General features: G+C 36.6%; 15 protein-coding genes. 8 read left to right on the top strand and 7 right to left on the bottom strand.

What is annotated here, in order from left to right; genetic code table 11:
• Positions 1-413 precede the first annotated feature (413 nt).
• The 3 genes from AC59HC_RS22520 to AC59HC_RS22510 all read right to left on the bottom strand — a co-directional run bounded on the left by AC59HC_RS22520 (position 414) and on the right by AC59HC_RS22510 (position 7,218).
• A complete protein-coding gene (locus AC59HC_RS22520; protein ID WP_411414427.1) occupies positions 414-2,069 on the bottom strand; it encodes a SusD/RagB family nutrient-binding outer membrane lipoprotein in 1,656 nt (551 codons plus the stop codon).
• Positions 2,070-2,097: 28 nt separating this feature from the next.
• Positions 2,098-5,238 (bottom strand): SusC/RagA family TonB-linked outer membrane protein, encoded by a 3,141-nt coding sequence (locus AC59HC_RS22515; protein WP_429816693.1) that lies wholly within the window; start codon positions 5,236-5,238, stop codon positions 2,098-2,100.
• A gap of 351 nt (positions 5,239-5,589) precedes the next feature.
• Positions 5,590-7,218 carry an acyl-CoA carboxylase subunit beta gene (locus AC59HC_RS22510; RefSeq protein WP_110011812.1) on the bottom strand — a complete coding sequence of 543 codons (1,629 nt, stop codon included), beginning with the start codon at positions 7,216-7,218 and terminating at the stop codon, positions 5,590-5,592.
• A 517-nt stretch (positions 7,219-7,735) separates the two neighbouring features.
• Between AC59HC_RS22510 and AC59HC_RS22505 the strand changes: the two genes are divergently transcribed.
• The 4 genes from AC59HC_RS22505 to AC59HC_RS22490 all read left to right on the top strand — a co-directional run bounded on the left by AC59HC_RS22505 (position 7,736) and on the right by AC59HC_RS22490 (position 13,413).
• A complete protein-coding gene (locus AC59HC_RS22505; protein WP_110011811.1) occupies positions 7,736-8,614 on the top strand; it encodes a DMT family transporter in 879 nt (292 codons plus the stop codon).
• A gap of 13 nt (positions 8,615-8,627) precedes the next feature.
• Complete coding sequence (locus tag AC59HC_RS22500) at positions 8,628-9,710, top strand: putative type IX sorting system protein PorV2 (protein WP_110011810.1); 1,083 nt, start codon at positions 8,628-8,630, stop codon at positions 9,708-9,710.
• 10 nt (positions 9,711-9,720) lie between these two features.
• Complete coding sequence (locus tag AC59HC_RS22495; RefSeq protein WP_343643069.1) at positions 9,721-10,470, top strand: hypothetical protein; 750 nt, start codon at positions 9,721-9,723, stop codon at positions 10,468-10,470.
• 78 nt (positions 10,471-10,548) lie between these two features.
• The gene (locus AC59HC_RS22490) at positions 10,549-13,413 is read left to right on the top strand and encodes a T9SS type A sorting domain-containing protein (protein ID WP_496559413.1); all 2,865 of its coding nucleotides are present in this window, start codon (positions 10,549-10,551) and stop codon (positions 13,411-13,413) included.
• Between the two features lie 379 nt (positions 13,414-13,792).
• On the opposite strand, the gene uvrC is transcribed toward AC59HC_RS22490, so the two are convergent.
• Positions 13,793-15,586 (bottom strand): excinuclease ABC subunit UvrC, encoded by a 1,794-nt coding sequence (gene uvrC, locus AC59HC_RS22485; RefSeq protein ID WP_110011808.1) that lies wholly within the window; start codon positions 15,584-15,586, stop codon positions 13,793-13,795.
• Positions 15,587-15,672: 86 nt separating this feature from the next.
• Positions 15,673-16,434: a hypothetical protein gene (locus AC59HC_RS22480; protein WP_343643063.1), complete on the bottom strand. Its 762-nt coding sequence runs from the start codon at positions 16,432-16,434 to the stop codon at positions 15,673-15,675.
• A 130-nt stretch (positions 16,435-16,564) separates the two neighbouring features.
• Here AC59HC_RS22480 and hutH point away from each other — a divergent pair, with 130 nt between their 5' ends.
• From hutH to AC59HC_RS22465, 3 genes are all read left to right on the top strand, one after another.
• A complete protein-coding gene (gene hutH / locus AC59HC_RS22475) occupies positions 16,565-18,052 on the top strand; it encodes a histidine ammonia-lyase (protein WP_395972431.1) in 1,488 nt (495 codons plus the stop codon).
• An 88-nt stretch (positions 18,053-18,140) separates the two neighbouring features.
• Positions 18,141-18,587 (top strand): GNAT family N-acetyltransferase, encoded by a 447-nt coding sequence (locus AC59HC_RS22470; protein WP_202843757.1) that lies wholly within the window; start codon positions 18,141-18,143, stop codon positions 18,585-18,587.
• A 91-nt stretch (positions 18,588-18,678) separates the two neighbouring features.
• Positions 18,679-20,160 carry a S8 family peptidase gene (locus tag AC59HC_RS22465; RefSeq protein ID WP_496559412.1) on the top strand — a complete coding sequence of 494 codons (1,482 nt, stop codon included), beginning with the start codon at positions 18,679-18,681 and terminating at the stop codon, positions 20,158-20,160.
• A gap of 65 nt (positions 20,161-20,225) precedes the next feature.
• Here AC59HC_RS22465 and ygiD read toward each other — a convergent pair whose 3' ends face one another.
• Both ygiD and AC59HC_RS22455 read right to left on the bottom strand, forming a co-directional pair.
• On the bottom strand, positions 20,226-21,053 hold the full coding sequence (ygiD, locus tag AC59HC_RS22460) for a 4,5-DOPA-extradiol-dioxygenase (RefSeq protein WP_496559411.1): 828 nt from the start codon (positions 21,051-21,053) through the stop codon (positions 20,226-20,228).
• Between the two features lie 79 nt (positions 21,054-21,132).
• On the bottom strand, positions 21,133-21,645 hold the full coding sequence (locus AC59HC_RS22455) for a YceI family protein (protein ID WP_110011802.1): 513 nt from the start codon (positions 21,643-21,645) through the stop codon (positions 21,133-21,135).
• A gap of 528 nt (positions 21,646-22,173) precedes the next feature.
• On the opposite strand from AC59HC_RS22455, the gene AC59HC_RS22450 reads away from it, so the two are divergent.
• Positions 22,174-24,312, top strand: coding sequence for a S9 family peptidase (locus AC59HC_RS22450; RefSeq protein ID WP_496559410.1), 2,139 nt, complete (start codon positions 22,174-22,176; stop codon positions 24,310-24,312).
• The last annotated feature ends 95 nt before the right edge of the window (positions 24,313-24,407 follow it).

Below are 24,407 nucleotides of genomic sequence, written 5' to 3'. Positions count from 1 at the left end.
TTGATGATTCATTCACCATCCTAGCCCCGATAGGAATGGTTACCCCGCAGCTGGGTTGGAGGGTGAATGGGTTGGAGTGTGGGACCCTTCGGCTTCGCTCAGGGTGACAACGCTGGGAGCGCAGGCGCGAGGAGTATGAATGGATAGCGGGAAACAGCTCCTGAAATCATCTTTCACTTATTTTGTTAATCTCCATAATTCAAATTATCATCCTCTAAGGATCCAAGAGCCTAAAATAATGAAGATTGCAAAGTATGGCGCTTAGACCCTAAGGATGACTTAAAGGCTGTAAAGATTCTAATGCTAATAGATAATTTATTATCTGTTTAAATGGCCTTTCGATTAATTAAATAGCTATGGAGATGTTGCACTTTTCTGTATTAAACAATAAAAGTAAATAACATTGATGTAATTTATTTCTTATCCCACCAAATTCGACCTTTTATATCGCTTTCACTGGCTCCAAATTCAGGATCCTGCTTCATTTGGTCCAGTGCTTCCTTTTGATTTTGATAATTTAGATTGTCTTTTGAAGGAGTGGGAAGAACAATTCTTCTTGGCATTATTAACAGAACTCCGGATTCACTGAATGGATTTTCCAGCTTAAGCGCAGTCGATACATTAGGCAATCCTGTTCTTTTAATCAATGCCCATACTTCATTGGGTTGCTTGAAATAGTTTAAATATTCCTGAATGATAATCTGTTCCAGGGCTAATGATGGATCAAATTTGATTTGAGGCTGGTTTAGATAAGCTAAAATATCGGTATCATAGGCTGTTTTATAATCATCTACCAATGCTTCTTTGGCAATATAATTATAGGTTTCAATAGAAGCTCTGATTCCTTGTTCATAAAGATCTTTTACATTGCCAGGAATAAGATTTCTTGCAGCCAGTTCTGCTTTCAACAGTGAATAATCAGCATAAGTAAGAATTGGGAATATAGCATTTCCTGTCCCAATAATACCTTTTGAAATATTTTCCGGCCTCCATATTCTATACTGTAATCTTGAAATGGTATCATAATTCACTCCATTTAATAATCTTTTTGCTGAAGTATAGTAACGGCTCATATCCGCTGAAACCATGTTAGGGCTGACAAAACCACCAACATAACGCTGGCTTTCCGTAGCTTTTTTCATTTTACCGGCTGCTACCAGCTTATCTATGTTTTCCTGGGAATAATCATTTTGCTGGAAAAATATAGATATTCTGGGATCTTTGCTTTCATTCATAAAGTCAACCATAGGTTTTGCAGCAGACATACCTACAGGATTGAAATTACCATGCTCTGTCAGCCTTTTAGTCCGTAACATGAAGCTCTGTGCCGTACCGTTAATTTCATCCCTTGATAAAACCTGTACAGCAATGGCAGTTAGTTTGGCAGGATTTCTTTTCATGAGTCTTGACGCAATTTTTAATCTGAGTGAATTAGCTACCCGTTTCCATTTGCTTATATCACCCTTAAAGAATAAGTCTTTATCTCCCGGATCTACCTGTACAGATTGATCAGCACTTTGAATTGCAGTATATACATCGTTTAACTGCTTGTCAAAAACATCATACAATTGTTCCTGTGTTTCATATTTAGGAGTTTGTGTTCCCCCGTAGCGGGCCTGGAATGCTTCTGTATAAGCTATACTTCCATTCACATCTGTTACATACCATGCATAATAAACTTTTAAAATCGTGGCAATACTTTTAATGTTCACGTATTTTTTTTGATCTTCAGCCGGCATATGATCAATTTTGTATATAATGTCTGTAAGTAAAGCACCATGATCTCCATAAAAGATATCTTTTCTTTGATTCATATTGGAGCCGTCAGCCATAAACTGAGGAGAATTGCCTGTGCTGGGAACCAACGTCTGAGTCCAGGGCATAATTCTGCGGTAGTAATCATAGTAGTATTCAAAGCTGCCATCAAATCCTTTCATAATTGCCAAAGGCAAAAGTTCTTCAGGTGTAGCTTTTATTTTATCTACCGGATTGGTGTTAATCTCAGCAAAATCACTGGTACAAGATACAAACAGAGAAAACGATAGCGTAAGTATAAGTATTTTTTTCATTTTTGATAATTTTTAGAATAAGAAATAACTAGAATGAGAAATCCAGATTAAATCCTATATACCTCGACATAGGTGCACCTCCATATTCAGCAAAGCTACCTGCGCTGTTGGAATATTTTCCTTCAGGATTTATTCCATCTGGTAATTTATTGTAGATATAGAATAAGTTTCTACCGATAAGGGAGAGGTTGAGAGTATTGACTCCAAGAGATTTGATGATTTCTGGTTTAAAGGAATAGGTCAGGCGTGCTTCACGTAGGGAGACCCATGTATTTTCAAACACAGCCTGCTCCCGGATACCATTTCCCCATGAGGCTAATCTGTTGTAGTAGGAAGATGTTTTTACGGGATTGATCCACCCTTTTTCATAAGCTTCCTGATAAGTCATACCGCTTACATCTCTGGTGACTCCTTGTTTATCCTTTATGATGGAATTCTGGCCAAATACTCCATCGGGAATTACCCCGTATTGAGTGTTGCCCTGCGAATCAATATATTTGATTCCACCTCTTTCTTCATCCCTGTACCTTAATGTGGATGAAAGGTTGCCAAACTGAACACCATAATTGTATGTGGCAGAAAGAATATCACCCCCTACTCTTGCATCAATCAGTAGACTTAAAGATAAATTTTTATACCTGAAAGTATTTCTGAAACTGGCTAAAAAATCAGGAGTTAACTTTCCTACCGTAGTATATCCCTGGTTTTGGTAAGAATCTGATCTCAGGTAAGAGCCATCAGCTTTCAGCACTTTCATTCCGTTTCTGGGATCATCAATTTTATTACCATTCGCATCCAATGCCTGATATCTTGCATAGGCATATTTGGTCTGTATCAAACCGTATTGCTGGCCAGGTATTGCTATACTTTTTACGTCAGTGCCCATGGCCCAGTTCAGGACATATTCCGTAACTCCTGGATAGAGCTCAATAAGTTTATCCCTGTTTTGAGAAAATGTAACTGTGGTATTCCATTTGAAGTTAGGTAGTTTCACCGGAATTGCGTTGACAATTACCTCTATGCCTTGATTTTGCAGATTTCCGGCATTAATCTGCTGCTGACTGAGTCCTGATTCTTGTGGCAAAGGAAGTGTTAACAGCTGATTGGTAGTATTGGTCTTATAAAAAGAAACATCAAAATCCAGCCGGTTATTGAAAAAGGCCATATTTAATCCAAATTCTATGGATCTGCTCAATTCATTTTTTAAATTTAAATTCGCAAGAGAATTACTATTGAAACCCACTAACGGAATGCGCACGCCATCAGGGGAATTATAAGCAGAAGGGTCGGGTCTGTAATAGAGACCGGAACTTGTGTTGTATGGCGAAGTATCTCTTCCCACCCATGCCAGACTTCCTCTCAGACTTCCGGAATTGATCCATTTTGGAAGTTTAAAAGAATTAGAAAATATCCAGTTTCCAACAAATGAAGGATAAAAATAGCTTATACTTCCATGTCCATCAGGGTATGCCAATGTGGAAGACCAGTCGTTTCGACCTGTAATGTCAATGAATAGCTGATCTTTCCAGGCGAAATTAGCAAAAGCATACAGTCCCTGAATTCTTTTCGGCGACTGATTACCATCGGTATAATAGACCTCGCTTCCTGCCGGATCTATTGAGTTCTGGATCTGGAAAACGCCAGGAGAATTAAGCCCTCCATTAGTCCATTGCCTTGTGGCTTTGTATTTGGATCTGAAGTCTTCTCCACCAACAGATGCATTAAGAGTAATATTTTCCGACAATTTGAAGTTGGCATTCAATAAAAATTTTGTAGTATATTGTTCTTTTCTACCTTCCAAAATACTATAGCCACCGCCATTAAATCCGGGGTTTTCTCCAAGTATTTTAAATTCATTCAGGAAATCATAATTATTGAAGTTGCCTGATATCATTAAGTTTAACCAGTCTGTTAGCTGGGATCTGAGCTCAAGCCTGCCTATATAATTGTTTTCTTTCTGGGTTCTTGTGTTCTGGAAAATGTTAAAATAAGTAGACGTCATACCATAAGGATCCGCACTGTCTTGTTTCCTTCCCCCATTTACAGGATCCAGATAATTGTTTTTCCAATAAACAGCATCAAAACTTCTTGGAGTGCCATATATAAAACTGAAGAGAGGACTTTCATTTCCTCCCTGAGGTACGGGGTTCTGCCCGAAAGACCGGTTATAGTTGAAACTTGCATCTACCTGCAAATATTTACTAAACTGATGGGTTACACGGATAAAATAAGCGTTTTTTATAAACTTATTACGGGGAAGAATACCTTCAGCTTCCTGATTGGTATAACTCAACAGAATAGTAGATTTATCATTTCCTCCGGAGAGTTCGAATGAATTTTTACGATCAAATCCTACCTGATAAATATCCTTATAATTATCCGGCTGAGGATTCCATAGAATTGTTCTTCCATCAATATCCTGTACAGGTTTTCCGTCAAATTTTGGCCCGTAGCTGTAAAAAAAATTGTTGGGATCTATAAAACGGTTTCCATTAGTATCCGTTGAAAAGTTGGATCCAAAACCGGCACCAAATTCATTCTGAAACCTGGGGCTGCTATAGACGTGCTGTGTAGTAAGAGAAGAATTTATCCTGACACCTAATCCATTCGTACCTTTTCCTTTCTTGGTTGTAATGACAATAACCCCGTTAGCAGCCCGTGAACCATAAAGTGCAGATGCTGCAGCACCTCTTAATATGGAAACGGACTCAAAAACATCTGAGTTAAGGTTTTTCATTTCATTACCGAAATCGTAACCGGAACCCCAGGAATCCGCACCGGTTACTCCATTGTCAATAATTACTCCATCAACTACTATCAGCGGCTGGTTATTGTTGCCTAATGATGTATTTCCACGGATCTGGATCCTTGCACTGGACTGCGGGCCTCCGGATCCTGCCGTTATTTCTACCCCCGGCAGTTTTCCCTGAAGAGCCTCCATAGGGTTAACGACCCCAGCCTGAGTAATGTCTTTGGTCTCAACCTTGGTAATGGCATAGCCTAGTTTTCTCTGATCTCTTTTTATCCCAAGTGCAGTAACAACAACTTCATCAATTTGTTTATTCTTTATAGAATCCTTCTTTGACTTTTGACCACTTAGGTGGTTTGTACTCAATAGAAAACAAAAAACACCAACAGCCAAGGGAAGTCTTGTACTTAATTGTTTCATTTTGTTCATCATTTGCTTATTACTGCAATATTAAAAAAAAATATGGCACGAATGTTATAAATTAAAATATAAAGTGTTGGTTATCAGTGTTTAATGTTTTGTGTTTTATTGTTTAATGTTGATTTTAATGTATAATATTCTGTAATTGATAATATTGAAAATATAAAAAATGATTATATATTACTTATCTGTGAATTTTATTTTTTTTTTGCTTTTTTTATATGATATAAGCTTTTTGCCTGTTAAATAAAGAATTTTAAAGTGTTTTTATTGTCAATTTCTAGAATGGGTATAAAAAATCCCTTATCAATGCGATAAGGGATTAATTTATTGAAAAGTATAACAATAATATCAGACCTGTATTACTCCAAGATTGAACTTCTCCGTGATAGGAGAGTGGTTTGCAGCTTCAATCCCCATAGAAATCCATTTTCTGGTATCAGCAGGATTGATGATGGCATCTGTCCATAATCTTGCTGCTGCATAGGTAGATTCAGTTTGTTTCTGATATTTCTTTGAGATGGTATCCAGAATTTCGTTATGCTCTTCTTCTGAGATATTTTTTCCTTGTTTCTTTAAGGTAGACTCCTGAATCTGAGCGAGTACTTTTGCTGCCTGTGCGCCACCCATTACCGCTAAATCTGCCCAAGGCCATGCAACAATTAATCTGGGATCATAAGCTTTTCCACACATCGCATAATTTCCTGCTCCATAAGAATTTCCTGTTATAATAGTGAATTTAGGAACTACGGAATTGGAAACCGCATTTACCATTTTGGCGCCATCTTTAATAATCCCGCCATGTTCTGATTTTGAACCCACCATGAATCCGGTGACATCCTGTAAGAAAATTAATGGTATTTTTCTCTGATTACAATTGGCAATAAAACGGGTTGCTTTATCTGCAGAATCAGAGTAGATCACTCCTCCGAACTGCATTTCTCCTTTACCGCTTTTAACCAGCTTTCTCTGATTGGCAACAATCCCTACGGACCAGCCGTCAACTCTTGCTGTTGCACAGATAATACTTTTACCATAGTCTGGTTTATATTCTTCGTATTCTGAGTTATCCACAATACATTTGATAATTTCGTAGGTATCGTATTGCTCAGCTCTTGAGACCGGCATAATTCCGAAAATATTCTCAGGATTTTCTTTTGGTGGGAAACTTTCTATTCTGTCAAAGCCCGCTTTTTCAGTAGTTCCGACAGATTTCATGATGTTTTTGATTCTGTTCAGAGCATCTTTATCATCTTTAGCTTTATAATCCGTTACTCCTGAAATAGAGCAGTGAGTGGTTGCTCCACCCAATGTTTCATTATCAATACTTTCTCCGATAGCTGCTTTTACCAGATAACTTCCTGCAAGGAAAATAGAGCCTGTTTTATCCACAATCATAGCTTCATCACTCATGATGGGTAAGTAAGCTCCTCCAGCTACACAACTCCCCATAACGGCAGAGATCTGGATGATTCCCATAGAACTCATTTTAGCATTATTTCTGAAAATTCGTCCAAAATGTTCCTTATCCGGGAAGATCTCATCCTGCATAGGAAGATAAACACCTGCAGAATCTACTAAATAAATGATGGGAAGCTTGTTTTCCATAGCAATTTCCTGTGCTCTCAGGTTTTTCTTTCCTGTGATAGGAAACCATGCACCAGCTTTTACAGATGCATCATTAGCGACAATAATACACTGTCTTCCGGAAACGTAGCCAATAACAACTACAACACCTCCGCTAGGGCATCCTCCATGCTCCTGATACATTTCATATCCTGCAAATGCTCCAATTTCTATGGAATCTGAATCTTTATCGAGGAGATAATCTATTCTTTCTCTTGCTGTCATTTTTCCTTCATCACGAAGCTTTTGAAGCCTTTTCTCACCACCTCCTTTTTTAATCTCAGTGAGTAAGCGATTTATTTCAGATAATTTTAATCTGTTCTGATCCTCTCGTTTATTGAATTCGATGTCCATAAAATTTTCAATTTTTTACGCTTAAAGATACTATTTTTATGAGGAATATAAATTGGAAGTAAAACAGATGTTTAATTATTTGGTTTCTAGTAAATTGTGAAATTTTTAACTAAAAAATATTTTTAAATAATTTATATTTTTTCTAACTTTACACTAGAGTAACAGAGGTGATATTCTCTGCAAAATACTCTAAGTTCCTAGTTTATTTTTTTAATAGTTTATTATTTGAAGGCCCTGAAAGTTTAACAAATTTTCAGGGTTTTTTTATATCTATATGGGTTTGCCAGTAATACTTTCTATATGATATTTAAGAGACCATGTTGTTGATTTCAATCCTGACTTGATATCATATTGGTTTTGATTTTTACTAAATTATTAGAAAACGTCCTGAATTAAGAGTAAAAACTATTAAAAACTTTATTTATCATCTTTTTATTAATATAAATTTATGTTTTTTTGTAAGATTTATAAAAGCGTATTTGTAAATTTGCACGTTAAAATCAAAAGGGGATAGGTTATGCATAAATTGGCGCTTTTCAGGTTACATTTAATAGTTTTTTTATGGGGATTCACCGCAATTTTAGGAAAACTGATTCAGGCCAATGCTCAGATTCTTGTGTTTTACAGAATGTTGTTTGCCTCAATCTTTTTGTATGTATTTATCAGATTCTTTAAAAAGGAAAGCATTAAGGTGTCCAGGAAAATATTCTTTCAGCTGGCTGCTATAGGCTTTGCAATGGCACTTCACTGGTATTGTTTCTTTTATTCTATTAAAGTTTCCAATGTTTCAATTGCCTTAAGCTGCCTTTCCTTATCAACACTTTTTGCTTCGATTCTGGAACCCATTATTTTCAAAAGGAAAATTGATATATCTGAAGTAGTAATGGGAACTGTTATTGTGGCCTGTATATTATTGATTTTTAAAACAGAATTTCATTTTAAAGAAGGTATTATTTATGGAATTTTGTGTGCTATATTCGGGACTGTTTTTTCTGTTTTTAATGGTAAAATGTTTGGGAAAACAAGTTCGGGAAACATTATTTTTTATGAAATCTTCTGTGGTTGGTTCATTTTAATGATATTTTATCTGCTTTCGGGACAAATTTTTCAGATGAATGAAATAAACTACAGGGATTTGGCGTTAATATGCTTGTTAGCCAGTGTTTTTACTGCTTTTCCCATGCTGGAATCTGTGAATTTAATGAAATATATATCACCTTTTACTTTAATTTTAACAGTTAATTTAGAACCTGTCTACGGAATTATACTAGCTTTTTTTATCTTTGGAGAATCAGAACATATGAGCCCTATATTTTATGTCGCTTCAGGTGTTATGATACTGGCAATCATTGCAAACGGATTAATAAAAGCCAGAAAAACTAAAAACTTAAACTAAGCATCAAATTTATATGATGAAAAAATATTTTTTACTTGCATTTTCACTGTTGTTTGGGCTTTCTCAATCTCAGATTATCAGAAAATATTCCAATGAATTTTTAAATATCGGAGCCGGAGCAAGAGGCCTTGCAATGGGAGGAGCGGTAATTACCAACCAGGATGATGTATATTCTCCTATGTGGAATCCCGCAGGTTTGATGTCCATTGAAAGAGACTGGCAGGGAGCAGCAATGCATGCAGAATACTTTGAGTCTATTGCGAAATATGACTATCTGGCTTATGCAAAAGTACTTGAGGAAGGTGTTTTTGGGGTTTCCGTAGTAAGACTGGGAGTAGATAATATTTTAAATACAACCCAGATGATCGATTCTGAAGGGAATATTGATTATGATAAAATCACAAAGTTCTCTCAATCCGATTATGCTGCAATTCTTTCTTATGCTTTCAGACCAGGAGGAAATCCGAAATTAGATGTCGGGATCAATGCTAAGATTGTATATAGAAATGTGGGTAAATTTGCTAATGGTTATGGTTTTGGTTTCGATGTTGGGGCGATTTATAAAGCAGATAACGGATGGAAGTTCGGGGGGATGGTAAGAGATATTACAACTACTGTCAACTTCTGGACGGTCAATCAGAAAGAACTTTCTACTGTTGTAAACGGGGAAGAATTTAACCCTGCTCCCAAAGATAAACTGGAACTTACAATGCCTAAACTGAATGTAGGGGCCAGCAAATTATTTGAAATCAACAGCAGCGTATATGTATTGCCGGAAGCAGGTATAAATGTGGATTTTGCTAAAACAGCATCCTTAATTTCTACAGACTTTGCCAGTATCAGTCCTTACGCAGGAGCTGAGCTGGGATACCAGAAAATGATTTTTGTGAGATTGGGGATCAACAGATTCCAGTCAATTACAGATATAGAAGATCTTAAAAGAAAAGTTTCTTTCCAGCCAAGTGCAGGTCTTGGAATAAGATACAGAGGGCTTACACTGGATTATGCCATTACAAATTCAGGGATTGGCGGATCTAATTTTTATTCCAATTTCTTCTCCTTAAAACTGGATATGGGAGCATTTAGAAACGATTAAAATTATAAAAATGAAAAAGTTATTAATGCTGATGCTGGTAATAAGCTCAACAATGGCTTTTACGCAGAAGGTTTCAGATTATAAATATGTAGTAATTCCGGAAAAATTTAAAACCTTTAAAAACAGCAGTTTTGGATTGGAAGCTTATCTGGCTAAAGGGCTACAGGGAAAAAAGTATGAAATTTTAACTGAGGCAATGGACAAATGGCCATCTGAGGCTAGAAATAATTCCTGTAATGTAATTAATGCTGAAGTGCTGAATGATAAGAGCTTATTTACAAATAAAGTGATTTTGCAGTTCAAAGACTGCAATAAAAAGGTCATTTTAGAATCCAAAGGGCGCTCAGATATAAAGGAATTTGAAGAAGGGTTTCCTGATGCTTTAAAGCAGGCTCTGACACATGTTCCACTTTCCAGCCCGGTAGAAATGAAGCCTGCTAAAATATCAGATGCTGCTGAAAACGTACAGAATACAGTTTCTGAAACCGTTGTATCTGCAGGAACTCCGGAAGCAAATAATTACTCGAACGGGAAACTTGATCTTCAGAAAATACAGATTGATTCTAATCAGTTTATCTTGGCAAAATCCGGAAGTTCCGTACCATTTGCTGTTTTCAAAACGACTTCTAAGAGCGCTGTTTTCCTTGTAAAAATGGCTGATGGAAATACTACCATCGGATATTTTGAAAACGGGAATATTGTAATAGATATTCCACAGACTGACGGAAGATTCTCCAAAGAAGTCTTTACAGCAAAATAATTTACATCAATAATAAGAAAAATATCATCCTTAATTCATAACTTTTTAGAATTAAGGATTTATTTTAACTACATAGATATGAAAAAAGTTTACATTTCTATATTGGCAATACTGTCAGTATTTTCGAGTGCACAAAGTGTATTTAATACCCAGTTAAACGAAATTAATTTTGGGGCTTCCAGTGATCCTGATAATTTTATAAAATTCAATAATCATATTCTTTTCACAGCCACCAAGTCTACAGAGGAAGGAAGGGAACTGTGGAGTTTTGATCCGGGTACTCAAAAATCAATTCTGCTGAAGAATGTTTTTCCGGGGTACAGCATTGGGATGACTGGAGATCCGTCTTTTATGAGGCTCAATAATAAAATTTACTTTATTGCTGTACAAAGCAATAGTTCGTCCAATAATCAGCTTTGGGTCACAGACGGAACCACGGTAGGAACATCCAAGGTAAAAGATCTGAATTTTGAGTTTTCGGTGGCTGCAACTGCTGCGGTCGGAAATAATATCTTTTTCTACCATCACAATGAACTTTGGTCTTACAATACCGTTACAGATAGTCTGCAGCTATTAAAAACATTTCAATATTCCGGTGATGTAAAAATGTATACCATGAACAATACTTTGTTCCTGGCAGCAGATGATGGCACACATGGAAAAGAGATATGGAAATCAGATGGAACCGTTGCCGGAACATCTTTATTAAAGGATATCGTTCCCAATGCAGGTGGAAGTATTAATGGCGATTTTAAAGCACTTATTTTTAAAAATAAACTATACTTCGTGGTTAATCTTGGAACAGGAACAGCGGGATATGAATTATATTCAACAGATGGAACAGAAGCGGGAACAGTATCCATAAAATCTGTAGGTTATCCGCAGCTGGAAGGAGCTGCCGCTGATAATTATTTTGTTTTTACAGGCTTTGATGCAGCAAATGGCTATGAACCATGGGTTTCTGATGGGACAACGGCAGGAACTTATCTGTTGAAAAATCTAATGCCTGGAGCTACAAGTTCTATGGCAATGAAAAAATTTGTAAAATATAATAACAAAATATTCTTTGAAAGTAGTGCCAACGGTGTTAACTCTGTGTATGGTAATTATATCTGGGAAACAGATGGTACAGAAGCCGGAACTGTTCTCTTCAATACGCACGCAGGAGCTTTGATTTATGGGAACAGCTCAGATAATAATCATTTGATTCTTACGATGGCTAATTATGGAAACAGATATTGGATAGTGAATGGAAATTCTTCACAGAGTTTTGAGATTACAGGCCTTGGAATGCCAAATAATAATAGTTTTGTAGACCTGAATTCTAAAATTTATCTTACCGGAAATACCCCCAAATATGGCACTGAACTATTTTCACTAAATCCGGTGACCCATCAGACTACAATAGCTTCGGACATCAGTAGATTTGAAAGTTCTTTGCCTCATGCATTTCAGGTACTGAATGATGATCTTATTTTCATTGCGACAGACAGACAGTATAACAGCCAGATTTATAAGAGAAATAAAAATACACAGCAGATTGAGAGAATATCCAGCTTTGGAGGAAATTCGTTTATAGGTATGGGCAGTGACTTTAATGACAATTTCATTAAAGTAGGAAACTATCTTTACACTCCAGAAGCAGCTTACAGAACAGATGGTACAGAAGCCAATACTTTGTCAATATCATCCCCGAATATTACCAGCAGGGTACCGTATACCAGCTTGAACGATAATACATTACTTTTTGCCGGATACAATAATGTGGTAGGAACTGAACTTTGGAAGATTGATAATACATCCAATACTGTTAGTATGGTCAAAGATATTTCCCAGGATAATATGGGAAGTCTTTATTCCGTAGATTCAAAAACTGCAATACTGAATGGTTTTGCTTATTTTGTGGCAAAAGATAATGGAAAACTTGGGATCTGGAAAACAGATGCTACTGAAGCCAATACCCAAAAGGTAATACAGTTTTCCTATCAGGATGGGACAAATGGAGATATTAAGGTACTGAATGCTTTTAATAATAAATTATTCTTTACAAAACAACAGGAAAATACTCCTGCGAATTACAGCTCCGGGCAAAACGAGCTTTGGATTTCAAACGGCGATCAGGCATCTGCTACATTACTGAAATCTTACGCTGCTCCTTATGGCTCTTCAAGTATTGCGAGAGAAACAATAATATTTAATAATAAGCTTTTTTATGTCACTTCAGGTTATCCTTCTCCAGCGCTGCATTCTACAGATGGAACAGTGGCAGGGACAGAACAGATACTAGCGGGAAACTTTTTTGGTGATGTAAAATTTAAAAAATGTGGAAATCAGTTATTTTTTACCAATAACAATAGTACACAGTTGTGGAAAACAGATGGAACAGCGAATGGCACATCTGATTTATCCCAAAATTTTTCTTCAGTGAAAGATATGACGTGTGCCAACAATTATCTTTACTTTCTTAATGGGGATTTCCAAAAGGTATGGAAAAGTGACGGTGTTTCAACCTCTCCGATGGATATTTTTGTGACAAACGATGATAATCAGCTGTTGGTTAATGAAAATATTCAGAAAATGGGAACAGATGGTGAGAAATTATTTCTGACCATTAATACCAAAGAACATGGAAGTGAATTGTATGTAGTGACTGATCCACTGCCTGTTTATCTGGCAACCCATGAAATATCAGGCGCAGAAAGTAAAAAAGGAAATTCAGATCTGCAGATTTATCCTAATCCTGTTTCAGAATATTTTTCAATAAGACTGAACGAAAATTCTAAAATAGAAATCGTGAAAATTTTTGATGCCTCCGGAAAACTTGTGAAGAATATTATCTACAATAATAAAAATATTGATGTAGCAGAACTTCCATCAGGAATATATTTTATTAAGTTAAAAACAAATAAAGGGGAATATATGGGTAAGATTATAAAAAAATAATACATGTAAAAGGCTCTTAAAAAGAGCCTTTATAATATATATGTTGATGTGTTTTTCATTCTTTTAGCATTTTACAAGAGTCTTATAGATATAAAAGTAATTGGATGTCAAATGAAATGTGATTGGATTTATAAAAAGAGAAGAATTTTCATAGCATTATTGTCATTAGTTGATATTACTAATTTATGGAAAAAATATAAATAATACTAATATTTAATAAAATATTTATTTGTTTGTGTTTTTTATTGATAAATTTCCTTTTTGTACTGGGGATTGTTGGTTTTTGTCTCTTATTGAGTAAATGAAAAAAGTATATGAGTTTTTGCATTAAAACTTCATTTTGTTTGTGACAAATTAGCTGCTGTACTGCATTAGTTTATCAATTAGCATTAAAAAATTCCCAAATCACTTTCGCTTTACTTTTCCCCAGAATTTCTTCAAGAGTTTCAAAATTGGCTTCTTTGATTCGTTTTACAGACTTCAGTTTAGACAAAAGCAATTCGATTGTTTTTTCTCCAACTCCAGGAATTTCTTCAAGTTCAGATTTTATCGTAGAGTTTTTTCTTCTCGTTCTGTGATGTTTTACCCCAAACCGGTGGGCTTCATCACGAACACGCTGAAGGATTTTCAACGTTTCAGATTTTTTATCGAGATATAAAGGAATAGGATCTTCCGGGAAAAATATTTCTTCCAGTCTCTTGGCGATCCCTACAATGGTAATTTTTCCATAAAGTCCTAATAACCTCAGGCTTTTAACAGCAGAAGAAAGTTGTCCTTTTCCACCATCAATCAGAATTAATTGAGGAAGGCTTTCTCCTTCATCAAGCATTCTTTTGTAACGGCGGTAGATGACCTCTTCCATCGTTGCAAAGTCGTTTGGCCCTTCTACCGTTTTAGGATGAAAAATTCGGTAATCTGCTTTACTCGGTTTTCCATCTTTGAAAACAACACATGCAGACACAGGATTCGTTCCCTGAATGTTGGAGTTATCAAAACCTTCAATATGTCTTGGTTCTACAGGCATTCTCAGTAGTTTCTGCATTTCGGCCATAATTCTGTTGGTATGCCTTTCAGGATCTACAATCTGAACCTGCTTCAGCTTTTCAAGACGGTATTCTTTAGCATTCTTTTCAGAAAGCTCTACAATTCTTTTTTTATCTCCTACCTTGGGAACAATCAGTTTTACATTTGGGATTTCTACAGACAAATGAAACGGTAAAAGAACTTCCTTAGAATCTGAAGAAAACTTCTGACGGATCTCAATCAAAGCTTCTTCCATAATATCTTCATCCGTTTCCTCAAGAATCTTTTTAATCTCGGTGGTAAAACTCTGGATGATATTTCCGTTTCTGATTTTAAAGAAATTGACATAAGCAGCGGTCTCATCACTGGTCATTCCGAAAACATCTACATCATCAATATTCGGATTTACAACGGTGTTTTTAGCCTGATAATCCTCAAGAATATCCAGTCTTTCCTTAATGATCTGAGCTTCTTCAAATTTAAGATTGGAAGCCAGCTTCATCATCTGATTCACTAGATAATCCTTTGCCTTACGGAAATCCCCTTTGATAATTCCGCGGATAGCATCTATTTTTTCGTCATAATCTTCCTTGCTTTCAAGATCTTCACAGGGCCCTTCACAGTTTTTGATATGGTATTCCAGGCAGACTTTATATTTGCCTTCCGCAATTTTGGATGGGGAAAGATTCAGATTGCAGGTTCTAAGCTTATAAATATGTTTTATAGTATCCAGCAATATCTTTGCAGGGCGCACTTTGGCATACGGACCGTAATATTCGGATCCATCTTTAATCATATTTCTGGTCAGAAAAATTCTTGGAAAATCTTCATTTTTGATGCAGATCCATGGATAAGTCTTGTCATCCTTCAACATAACATTATAAAACGGCTGGTACTCTTTAATCAGATTATTTTCCAATAAAAGTGCATCATACTCGCTGTTTACAATTGTCGTTTCCAATCGCTGGATTTTGCTGACCATTATTTTGATCCTGTATCCTGAAAGGTTTTTATTGAAATAGGATAGTACCCTCTTTTTCAGATTTTTAGCTTTTCCCACATACAAAAGCTGTTCGTTTTTATCATAATAACGATAAACGCCGGGTTCAGATGGTAAGGTTTTGAGCTGTAATTCTAAAGAAGGATTCATATAACAAAATTAAGGAAACTTTCCCTATTTAAAAAAAGAAAAACCTGCAGATAATTCTACAGGTTCCGGTATTTTGATAGTGTATCCTATCCGTGGTTCATTTCGGTATACTGATAGATGAGAAAGCTTAAATAATTCCATTCTACAGAATTTTTTGGATATTTTTTCATGAATTCAGGATTGTCACCAAACAAAAAGTCATAGTTGTCTTCAAAATCATCTTTGTGAAGCCACATTACTTTATTGCCTTTCTTTATATAATAAGATTTAATAACACCTCCGCCAAATGCAGGGGCACCGGCAAACCCGGTACTCACTGTTTCTGAAGCAAACGGATCATGATAAACCGTAATAAGCTCATTAAATTCAGGATTGATCACCTGCATTAAAAAAGCTCTGGGCTCTTTCTTGTTTTTTAAAGAAACAATCTGGTTTTCGTAAGGAATGGCATCGTCGGTAACAGATTTGCCATATTTTTTTGTGCTGTAATTTCTCATGTTTGAAATAAACTTTGCCGCTTTCATCGACTTTTCAGTCTCTGTAGCATATAAATACATTTCAGCAATATCGGTTGCCTCAAATTTTATTGGCTTTCTGGTATCAACATCCTCAATGGTGATGGAAAGAATCTGTCCCCTCTGTTTTTCCCAGGATTTACTGTAACCCTGATGTTCTGTATTATCTTTTAAAATAATGGTGGAAACTTTTTTATCTGTTGCAGTATTGAAACCTTCGTTAAACAGATAGCGGTTCATTTCTTTTCTTTCTTCTTTTGAATATTTTACTTTCTGGGCGAAAGCAGCTGTGCTTGCTACACATAAAGCAAGGAGTAGAGTTTTCAGTCTCATGTGTTATTGTTTTTAATTTTCGGGGCTAAATGTAGTAAATTAATTCGCTTGTTTTATAAAAATATAGAAGATTGAAATTTAGCTTTTCCAATTATTGTTAAATGCGTAATTTTAAGGAAATTTTTTAGAAATGATATACGGGGTAGATGTTTTTACTTTCCATGATGTTCTGGAAATATGTAAAAAACCAAATAAAGCGAAGCTGAACAAAGCTGCAAAAGAACAAATTTTAAAATCTCAGAAAAACGTACAGAAAATAGTAGAATCAGACAGATGTGTATATGGAATCAATACAGGATTCGGGCCATTATGTGACACGAAAATTTCAGCGGATGAAACCGCTCAGTTACAATATAACCTGATCATTTCTCATGCGGTGGGTGTTGGAAAGCCTATTGATAAAGAACTTTCCAAAATCATGATGATTGCTAAGGTACATGCTCTTTCTAAAGGATTTTCAGGAGTTTCCCTGGAGGTGATTGAAAGAATGATTCTGATGCTTGAGAAAGATATTATTCCTGTGGTTCCTGAACAGGGATCTGTAGGAGCTTCCGGAGACCTTGCGCCATTAGCCCATCTGGTATTGCCTTTACTTGGTTTAGGACAGGTTTGGGAAAGAGATCAGGTTGCCGATACCATGGAAGTGTTGAAAAAGCATGACCTTGAACCACTGGCTTTAGGTCCGAAAGAAGGATTAGGGCTGATCAACGGAACACAGTTTATCCTTGCCCATGCCATTAAAGGACTTGAAAAATTTGAATACTTACTGGACCTGGCGGATATGACGGCAGCCATGAGTATTGAAGCGTACAGAGGTTCTGCAAGCCCTTTCAAAAAAGAACTTCATGAGATCAGACCTTTTGAAGGCAGTAAAAAAGTAGCCGCAAGAATGCTTAAGTTCTTAAAGGGATCAGAAAATTTAAAAGCTCATGAAGATTGTGAAAGAGTGCAGGATCCTTACTCCATGAGATGTGTACCACAGGTTCACGGAGCCAGCAGAAATGCTTTTGAGCATCTTAGAGGAATGGCAGAAACAGAATTGAATTCCGTTACGGATAATCCGATCGTATTAAGTGCTGAAGAATCTATTTCAGGTGGAAACTTCCATGGACAGCTGATGGCATTACCTTTAGATTATGCTACATTAGCAGCTGCAGAGCTAGGGAATATTTCAGACAGAAGAAGCTACTTATTATTAGAAGGAAAATATGGACTTCCAAGATTATTAACGGAAAGCTCAGGATTGAATTCCGGATTTATGATCCCTCAGTACACTTCAGCAGCCTTGGTTACAGAAAATAAAACATTATGCTTCCCGGCGTCGGCAGATTCTATTCCAACAAGTTTAGGACAGGAAGACCATGTTTCTATGGGAAGTATTTCAGGAAGAAAATTCAATCAGGTTCTGGGAAATCTTGTGAATATTCTGTCTGTTGAGCTGATGTTTGCCGCTCAGGGACTTGAATTCAGGAGACCTGCGAAATGCTCTAAAGTAATTGAAGAAAACTTTGCAATTCTTCGTTCTAAAGTTGCCAAGCTTGAAGATGACAGACTGATCGGTAAAGATATGCTGGCCATTGCAGAATTGATTAACGAACGAAAATTTGTTGTCAACTAATACAAAATACTTGAAAGCTTCCGGAAGGGAGCTTTTTGTTTTCACAAATCTTTAAATCCTTCAATTTTTAAATCGTTAAATCAACTAGATGAATATACTCAGAACAGATTCTGCCAATACAGATTTTCAAACTCTTGTAAAATCCCTTGACGCTACTTTATCCGAACATAATGGAGAAAATGATGACTTCTTTGCTCAGTTCAATACAATAGATACTATCAAAAACTGTATCGTAGCCTATATAGATGATATTCCAGCAGCCTGCGGAGCATTCAAACCATTTTCAGAAGATACCATAGAAATAAAAAGAATGTTTACCCATCCTGATTTCAGAAAAAAAGGATTAGGTTCCGCTATTGTGAAAGAACTTCAAAGCTGGGCAACAGAATTGAACTTTACAAAAGCTGTATTGGAAACTTCCAGGGACCTTAAGAGTGCCATCTCGGTGTATGAAAAAAGTGGTTTTTACAAAATACCTAATTATGGTCAATACGTTGGAATAGAGCAAAGTGTGTGCTACGAGAAAGTATTGTAATTTAATATTCATGTAATGCTAAATTCATTTTTTTTCAATTTTTAATTCCCGTTAAAGTGTTATATTGTGGTCTCAACCAAAATTATAACATATGAAAAAAACTGTATTCCTACTGGCAATATTTTTTGCCTTAAACTCGTGCACCAGAGAAGATCTTCAGAACGAAAATGTAAAAACCGAAATGTCCCAGAAAGATCCGTTGACTGCAAAACAAATCAACGAAAGGATCAATCAGGCGATTAAAACGGACGGTACTTTCAATTGGAAGAATGAATCCGATCATTTCGTATGGAGTGCTATTTTCCGCGGAAATAAAATGGTATCGATCGGTTTTGGAACTTCTAAAGATGATTTCGATAGAAGTAAATCTCCAAACAGCAATGATATCGAAAAAGAAGTTCTTTCTGTGATCAAAAAGTATGAAGGAAAAGACGAAAGAAATTTCCTTCTTCTTTCAGATCAGTATCTTAATCAGATGGATGTTGTCATTGAAAATGAGGAAACTGTTTCCGCACTTCGCCAAATGAAGAACATCCGATATGTAGAACCTGCAGATTATCATTATTTTGAATTTGAAGCTCAATATAATGCAGCTGCAAAATCATCAGGAAGCGGTTCGTCAGGATGTGGATTTTCATCATCTGCATTAAGTACTGCAGACTATACTTCAACAACGCCAGGTGCAAAAATACCGTGGGCTTTCACCAGACACAGCATTCCTGAGGCCTGGAGCTACAGTACCGGAGCTGGTGTGACCATCGGACTTATTGATACCGGAGTTTCTCCTGAACAGACTTTATTGGGAGGAAGTTTTAATAATGGTGCTTCTTCAGGAAGAACAATCAGTAAATATGGAGTATATAATTCTGACGGATCAGGAGATCAGTGTGGGCACGGAACAAAAATGGCTTCCGTAATGGCAGCTCCGAGAAATAATGCAGGATTACCTGTAGGAGTAGCTTATAATGCCAATCTGATCGCTTACAGAGCTGCAGAAAATGTTGTTTTGGAAACTTCCAGCGAGCAAACTGCTGTAAAAACGGCTTTCACAGAATTGGGCAACAATACCAATGTGAAGATTATTTCTATGTCGATGGGACATATTTTCTCTGTCGGGAAAATTGAAGACGGAGTGAAATATGCTTATTCAAAAGGAAAACTGATCTTCTGTGCCGGAGGTACTTCTACCAGTTTCACTAGTTTTGTCGGAGTAATTTTCCCTGCATCCATGCCGGAAACTCAGGCTATAACAGGAGTAAAAGAAAATACTTCCAATCAGAAGTGTGATGTATGCCACTCCGGAAGCCAGATTGACTTTACCTTCCAGATGGAGAGGTCTTCAGGAAATACCGTTCCGGTGCTGAGCTATTATAACGGCCAGGCAGATTATGTGGGTGGTTCTTCTGTGGCAACAGCAGCAACAGCGGGAATTGCGGCACTCGTTTGGGCTAAAAATCCATCATGGACAAGAGATCAGGTTCTTACTAAAATGAGACAGGCTTCAACCTACTATCCAAATGTTAATTCAAGCTATGGCTATGGAAATATCAATGTTTTAAAAGCTGTACAATAATAACCCTATAAAAAAAGGAAATATCTCAGCTGAGGTATTTCCTTTTTGTTTTTATATAGAAGGTTTTATCCGATCCTTACACTTGTCATGCTCAATGATCCGCCGATAAGCTCATCATTGAATAAATTAAGCTGTTCAGACTGATCTTTTAATCCTAAAGTATACAATAAAGGAAGATAATGATCGGGAGTAGGAACAGCATATTGTAAGAAAGTTCCCTGTTTCTGATAATCGATAATATTCTGAAAACTTCCATCCAGAAGCCAATTGTTGGTTTTTTCTCTGGCTTCTATTGCCCAGTCCCAGCCAGCACCTACTGTATTAATATTTTTCCAGTCAATAAGACGAAGGTTATGAACAATATTTCCACTTCCGATAATCAGGATACCCTTTTCACGAAGTTTGTTCAGTCTTTTGGCCAGATCATAATGATACTGAGGAGGTTTTGTATAATCAATACTCAGCTGGATAACAGGAATATCTGCATCAGGATACATATGTTTGATCACAGACCATGCCCCATGATCAAGTCCCCAGCTATGATCTTCTTCCACATCTACAGGTAGAAGAAGTTCTGCCGTTTCTCTTGCCAGTTCGGGATTTCCCGGTGCAGGGTACTGCACATCAAAAAGGGCTTTGGGAAAACCGTAAAAATCATGAATGGTTTTCGGCATATCCATAGCCGTTACAAAAGTTCCGTCCGTATACCAGTGGGCAGAAATACAAAGAATTGCATTGGGTTTTGGAATTTCTGAGGCTGCTTTCCGGAAACCCTGTACAAATTGATTCTCTTCAATGGCATTCATTGGTGAACCATGTCCAAGAAATAAAACAGGCATTCTCTGTGTACTTTTAAAACCGTCGCTAATGTTTTGAAGATCGTTGAGGTTCATAAATATTGAAGATTATAAAAAAATAAAAGGTTCAAGGCTTTTAGAAAATCCCTGAACCTTTTGTAATATATGTTATTTACTATGCTTGTTTTACAAACTGTAATTCACCAGCTACTTTCACATCATCACTTACCATTACACCTCCTGCTTCAAGAGCAGCATTCCAGTTTAATCCGAAATCTTTTCTGCTGATTTTTCCTTCAAAAGAGAAACCTGCTTTTGTATTTCCCCATGGGTCTACATTAATTCCTCCGAAATCTACATCAAGTGTTATAGGTTTTGTAATTCCATTGATGGTAAGATTACCTACAACAGTATTGTTTAATGCCTGAGATTCAAATGTGATCGTAGGGTGAACTTCAGCATTGAAGAACTCCGCCGACTTTAAGTGATTGTCTCTGTCTGTATTGTTGGTGAATACAGAATCCGTCTGGATAGTAGCAGTAGTTTTAGCATTTGCAAAAAACTCATCTTCAGAGTCAATTTCAGCAGTGAAAGTTCTGAAGCTTCCTTTTACGTTAGAGATCATCATGTGTTTTACTTTGAAAGTAATTTCACTATGCGTAGGGTCTAAAATCCATTTTGTTGCCATTGTATTTCGTATTTTTTGTTTGTTATTAATAATGCAAATTTAGGACAGCGTACCTATACAAGTCATTGATATAGGATAAGAAATGAGTTTTTTTGTCAATCGTCAGTTTTGCTCCGGTAGTGAATGGTGAATTTATTTCAACATCCAATTGACAAGCGCAGCGGATTGACAGTTCACGATTGACTCATTTAATAATCAATGATGAATTTTGCTTCGCAAGGAATGGTGAATTTATTCCAACATCCAAATTGACAAGCGCAGCGGATTGACAGTTCATGATTGACTCATTTAATAATCAATGGTGAATTTCGCTTCGCAAGTGAATGGTGAATTTATTTCAACATCCAATTGACAGCGCAGCGGATTGACTATTCACAATTCACCTATCCTAATCCCGTTAAAAATTCTACTATTAAGTTAAGGAATAATTCCTTTGAATACATGAATTCCATTTTATCAATGTTTTAATTTAACATTTCTTAACGAATGATTTTTATTTCTTATTTTTGAAGGATTCAATTTTATACAATGAAATTACATAAATTTTCTTTATTGATGCTGGTTGTAGGCAGTTCAGCATTTGCCCAAACCCAGAAGTTTACCATGGCGGAGGCTGTAAATGGGATGAGAACCAACCTTGCTGTGAAAAATATCTCTCAGTTTTCATGGGCTGCAGACGGAAAATCTTATATCCAGGCGGTGAAAGGCGGTTATCTGATCACAGATTTGAAGACCAACAAACAGGATACCCTGATCTCCTTGAGTCAGCTGAACAGAAACCTTTCTGCTGATAAGCTTAAAACTGTTCCCGCAATCAAATTTACAGGGAATTCTAAAGGATACTTTACTACAGAAGGTAAAATGTCATGGATTGAAAAATCAGGAAATGACTGGAAAATAAAAAGTACAGCTGTCATTGATCAGGATGCCGCCAACCTAAAAATGTTTGGTGATAACCAGACTTTTGCCTTCACAGTAAAGAATAATTTGTTTGTAAACAAGAGCGGAAAAACGATTGCTGTAACTAACGAAGCCAACGAAAATATAATCAGTGGTCAGGCAGTTCATAGAAATGAATTCGGAATTGATACCGGAATTTTTCCTGCCCCGAATTCTGAGAGTGTAGCTTTCTATAAAATGGATCAGAGCATGGTAGCAGATTACCCGATCATCGATTGGTCTGTAACACCTGCTGTAAACAACAATATCAAATACCCGATGGCTGGTCAGACTTCTCATCAGGTGACATTAGGCGTTTTCAATCTTAAAACCCAATCTACCACTTTCTTAAAGGTGGAGGGAGAAAAAGACCAATATCTGACAGCGGTTACATGGAGCCCGGATTCAAAATATATCTTTGTAGGGGTTCTGAACAGAGGCCAGAATCATATGAAAATGAATCAGTATGATGCTGTAACAGGAGAATTGGTAAAAACATTATTTGAAGAAACAGACAGCAAATATGTAGAGCCGCAGCACCCGCTTACTTTCTTCCCGAATTCTAATACGGACTTTATCTGGCAGAGCCAGAGAACAGGATATAATCATTTGTTCCATTATAGTCTTGAAAAAGGACTGGTAGCTCAGATTACAAAAGGAGATTGGCTGGTAACTGATATTTTAGGATTCAATGAAAAGAAAAAGGAGATCTACTTCACCTCAACAAAAGAGACTCCTTTGGAAAGACATTTATACAGAATCAACTGGACCAACTTCAAAATGCAAAAGCTTGATAATGCAGAAGGAATGCACATCGGAACTTTGAGCGGCGATGGGAATTATCTGTATGATGCTTACAGCAATGCGAATTCACCGAGAGTTGCCAACATTATCAATACAGCTAATTTAAAAACTACGAATATCCTTACTTCTGAAAATCCATTAAAAAATTATCAGAGACCGGAAATTAAAAACGTAGTGTTAAAGGCTGATGACGGAACTCCTTTGTATGGAAAAATTATTCTTCCAACCAATTTTGATCCGAACAAAAAATATCCGACTATTGTTTATCTGTACAACGGACCACACTTACAGCTGATCACGAACAGCTTTCCGGCCTCAGGAAACCTTTGGTATGAATATATGGCTCAGAACGGATACATTATTTTTACAATGGACGGAAGAGGTTCTTCTAACCGTGGAATGAAGTTTGAGCAGGCTGTATTCAGAAACCTGGGAACTACAGAAATGAACGACCAGATGAAAGGTGTAGAGTACTTAAAATCTCTTCCTTATGTAGACGGAGATAAAATGGGAATTCATGGATGGAGCTTCGGAGGATTTATGACAACAAGTTTTATGCTTCGTAAGCCGGATGTATTCAAAGTAGGAGTAGCAGGAGGACCTGTAATCGACTGGAGCATGTACGAGATCATGTATGGAGAAAGATATATGGATACTCCGCAGGAAAACCCACAGGGATATGCAACGGCTAATCTTCTGGATAAAGTACAGAACCTGAAAGGAAAATTACTGATGATCCACGGAGCTCAGGATGATGTAGTCGTATGGCAGCATTCTATTAAATTCATCAAATCTGCTGTGGATAACGGTGTTCAGCTGGATTACTTTACTTATCCGGGACATCCGCATAATGTGATTGGGAAAGACAGGGTTCACCTGATGCAGAAGATTACAGATTATTTTGATTTATATCTGAAGAAATAATAATAGAATCCAGCCGGATAGACTGCACCCAAAAGTTTAGACAAAATTAAACAATATTATTATATGAAAGAGTTCGGTACTCTACCGGACTCTTT

The organism is Chryseobacterium sp. DZ-32, assembly GCF_059587025.1.
Note: the sequence above shows the minus strand (reverse complement) of the source record. Positions and strands in the feature narration are given on the sequence as shown.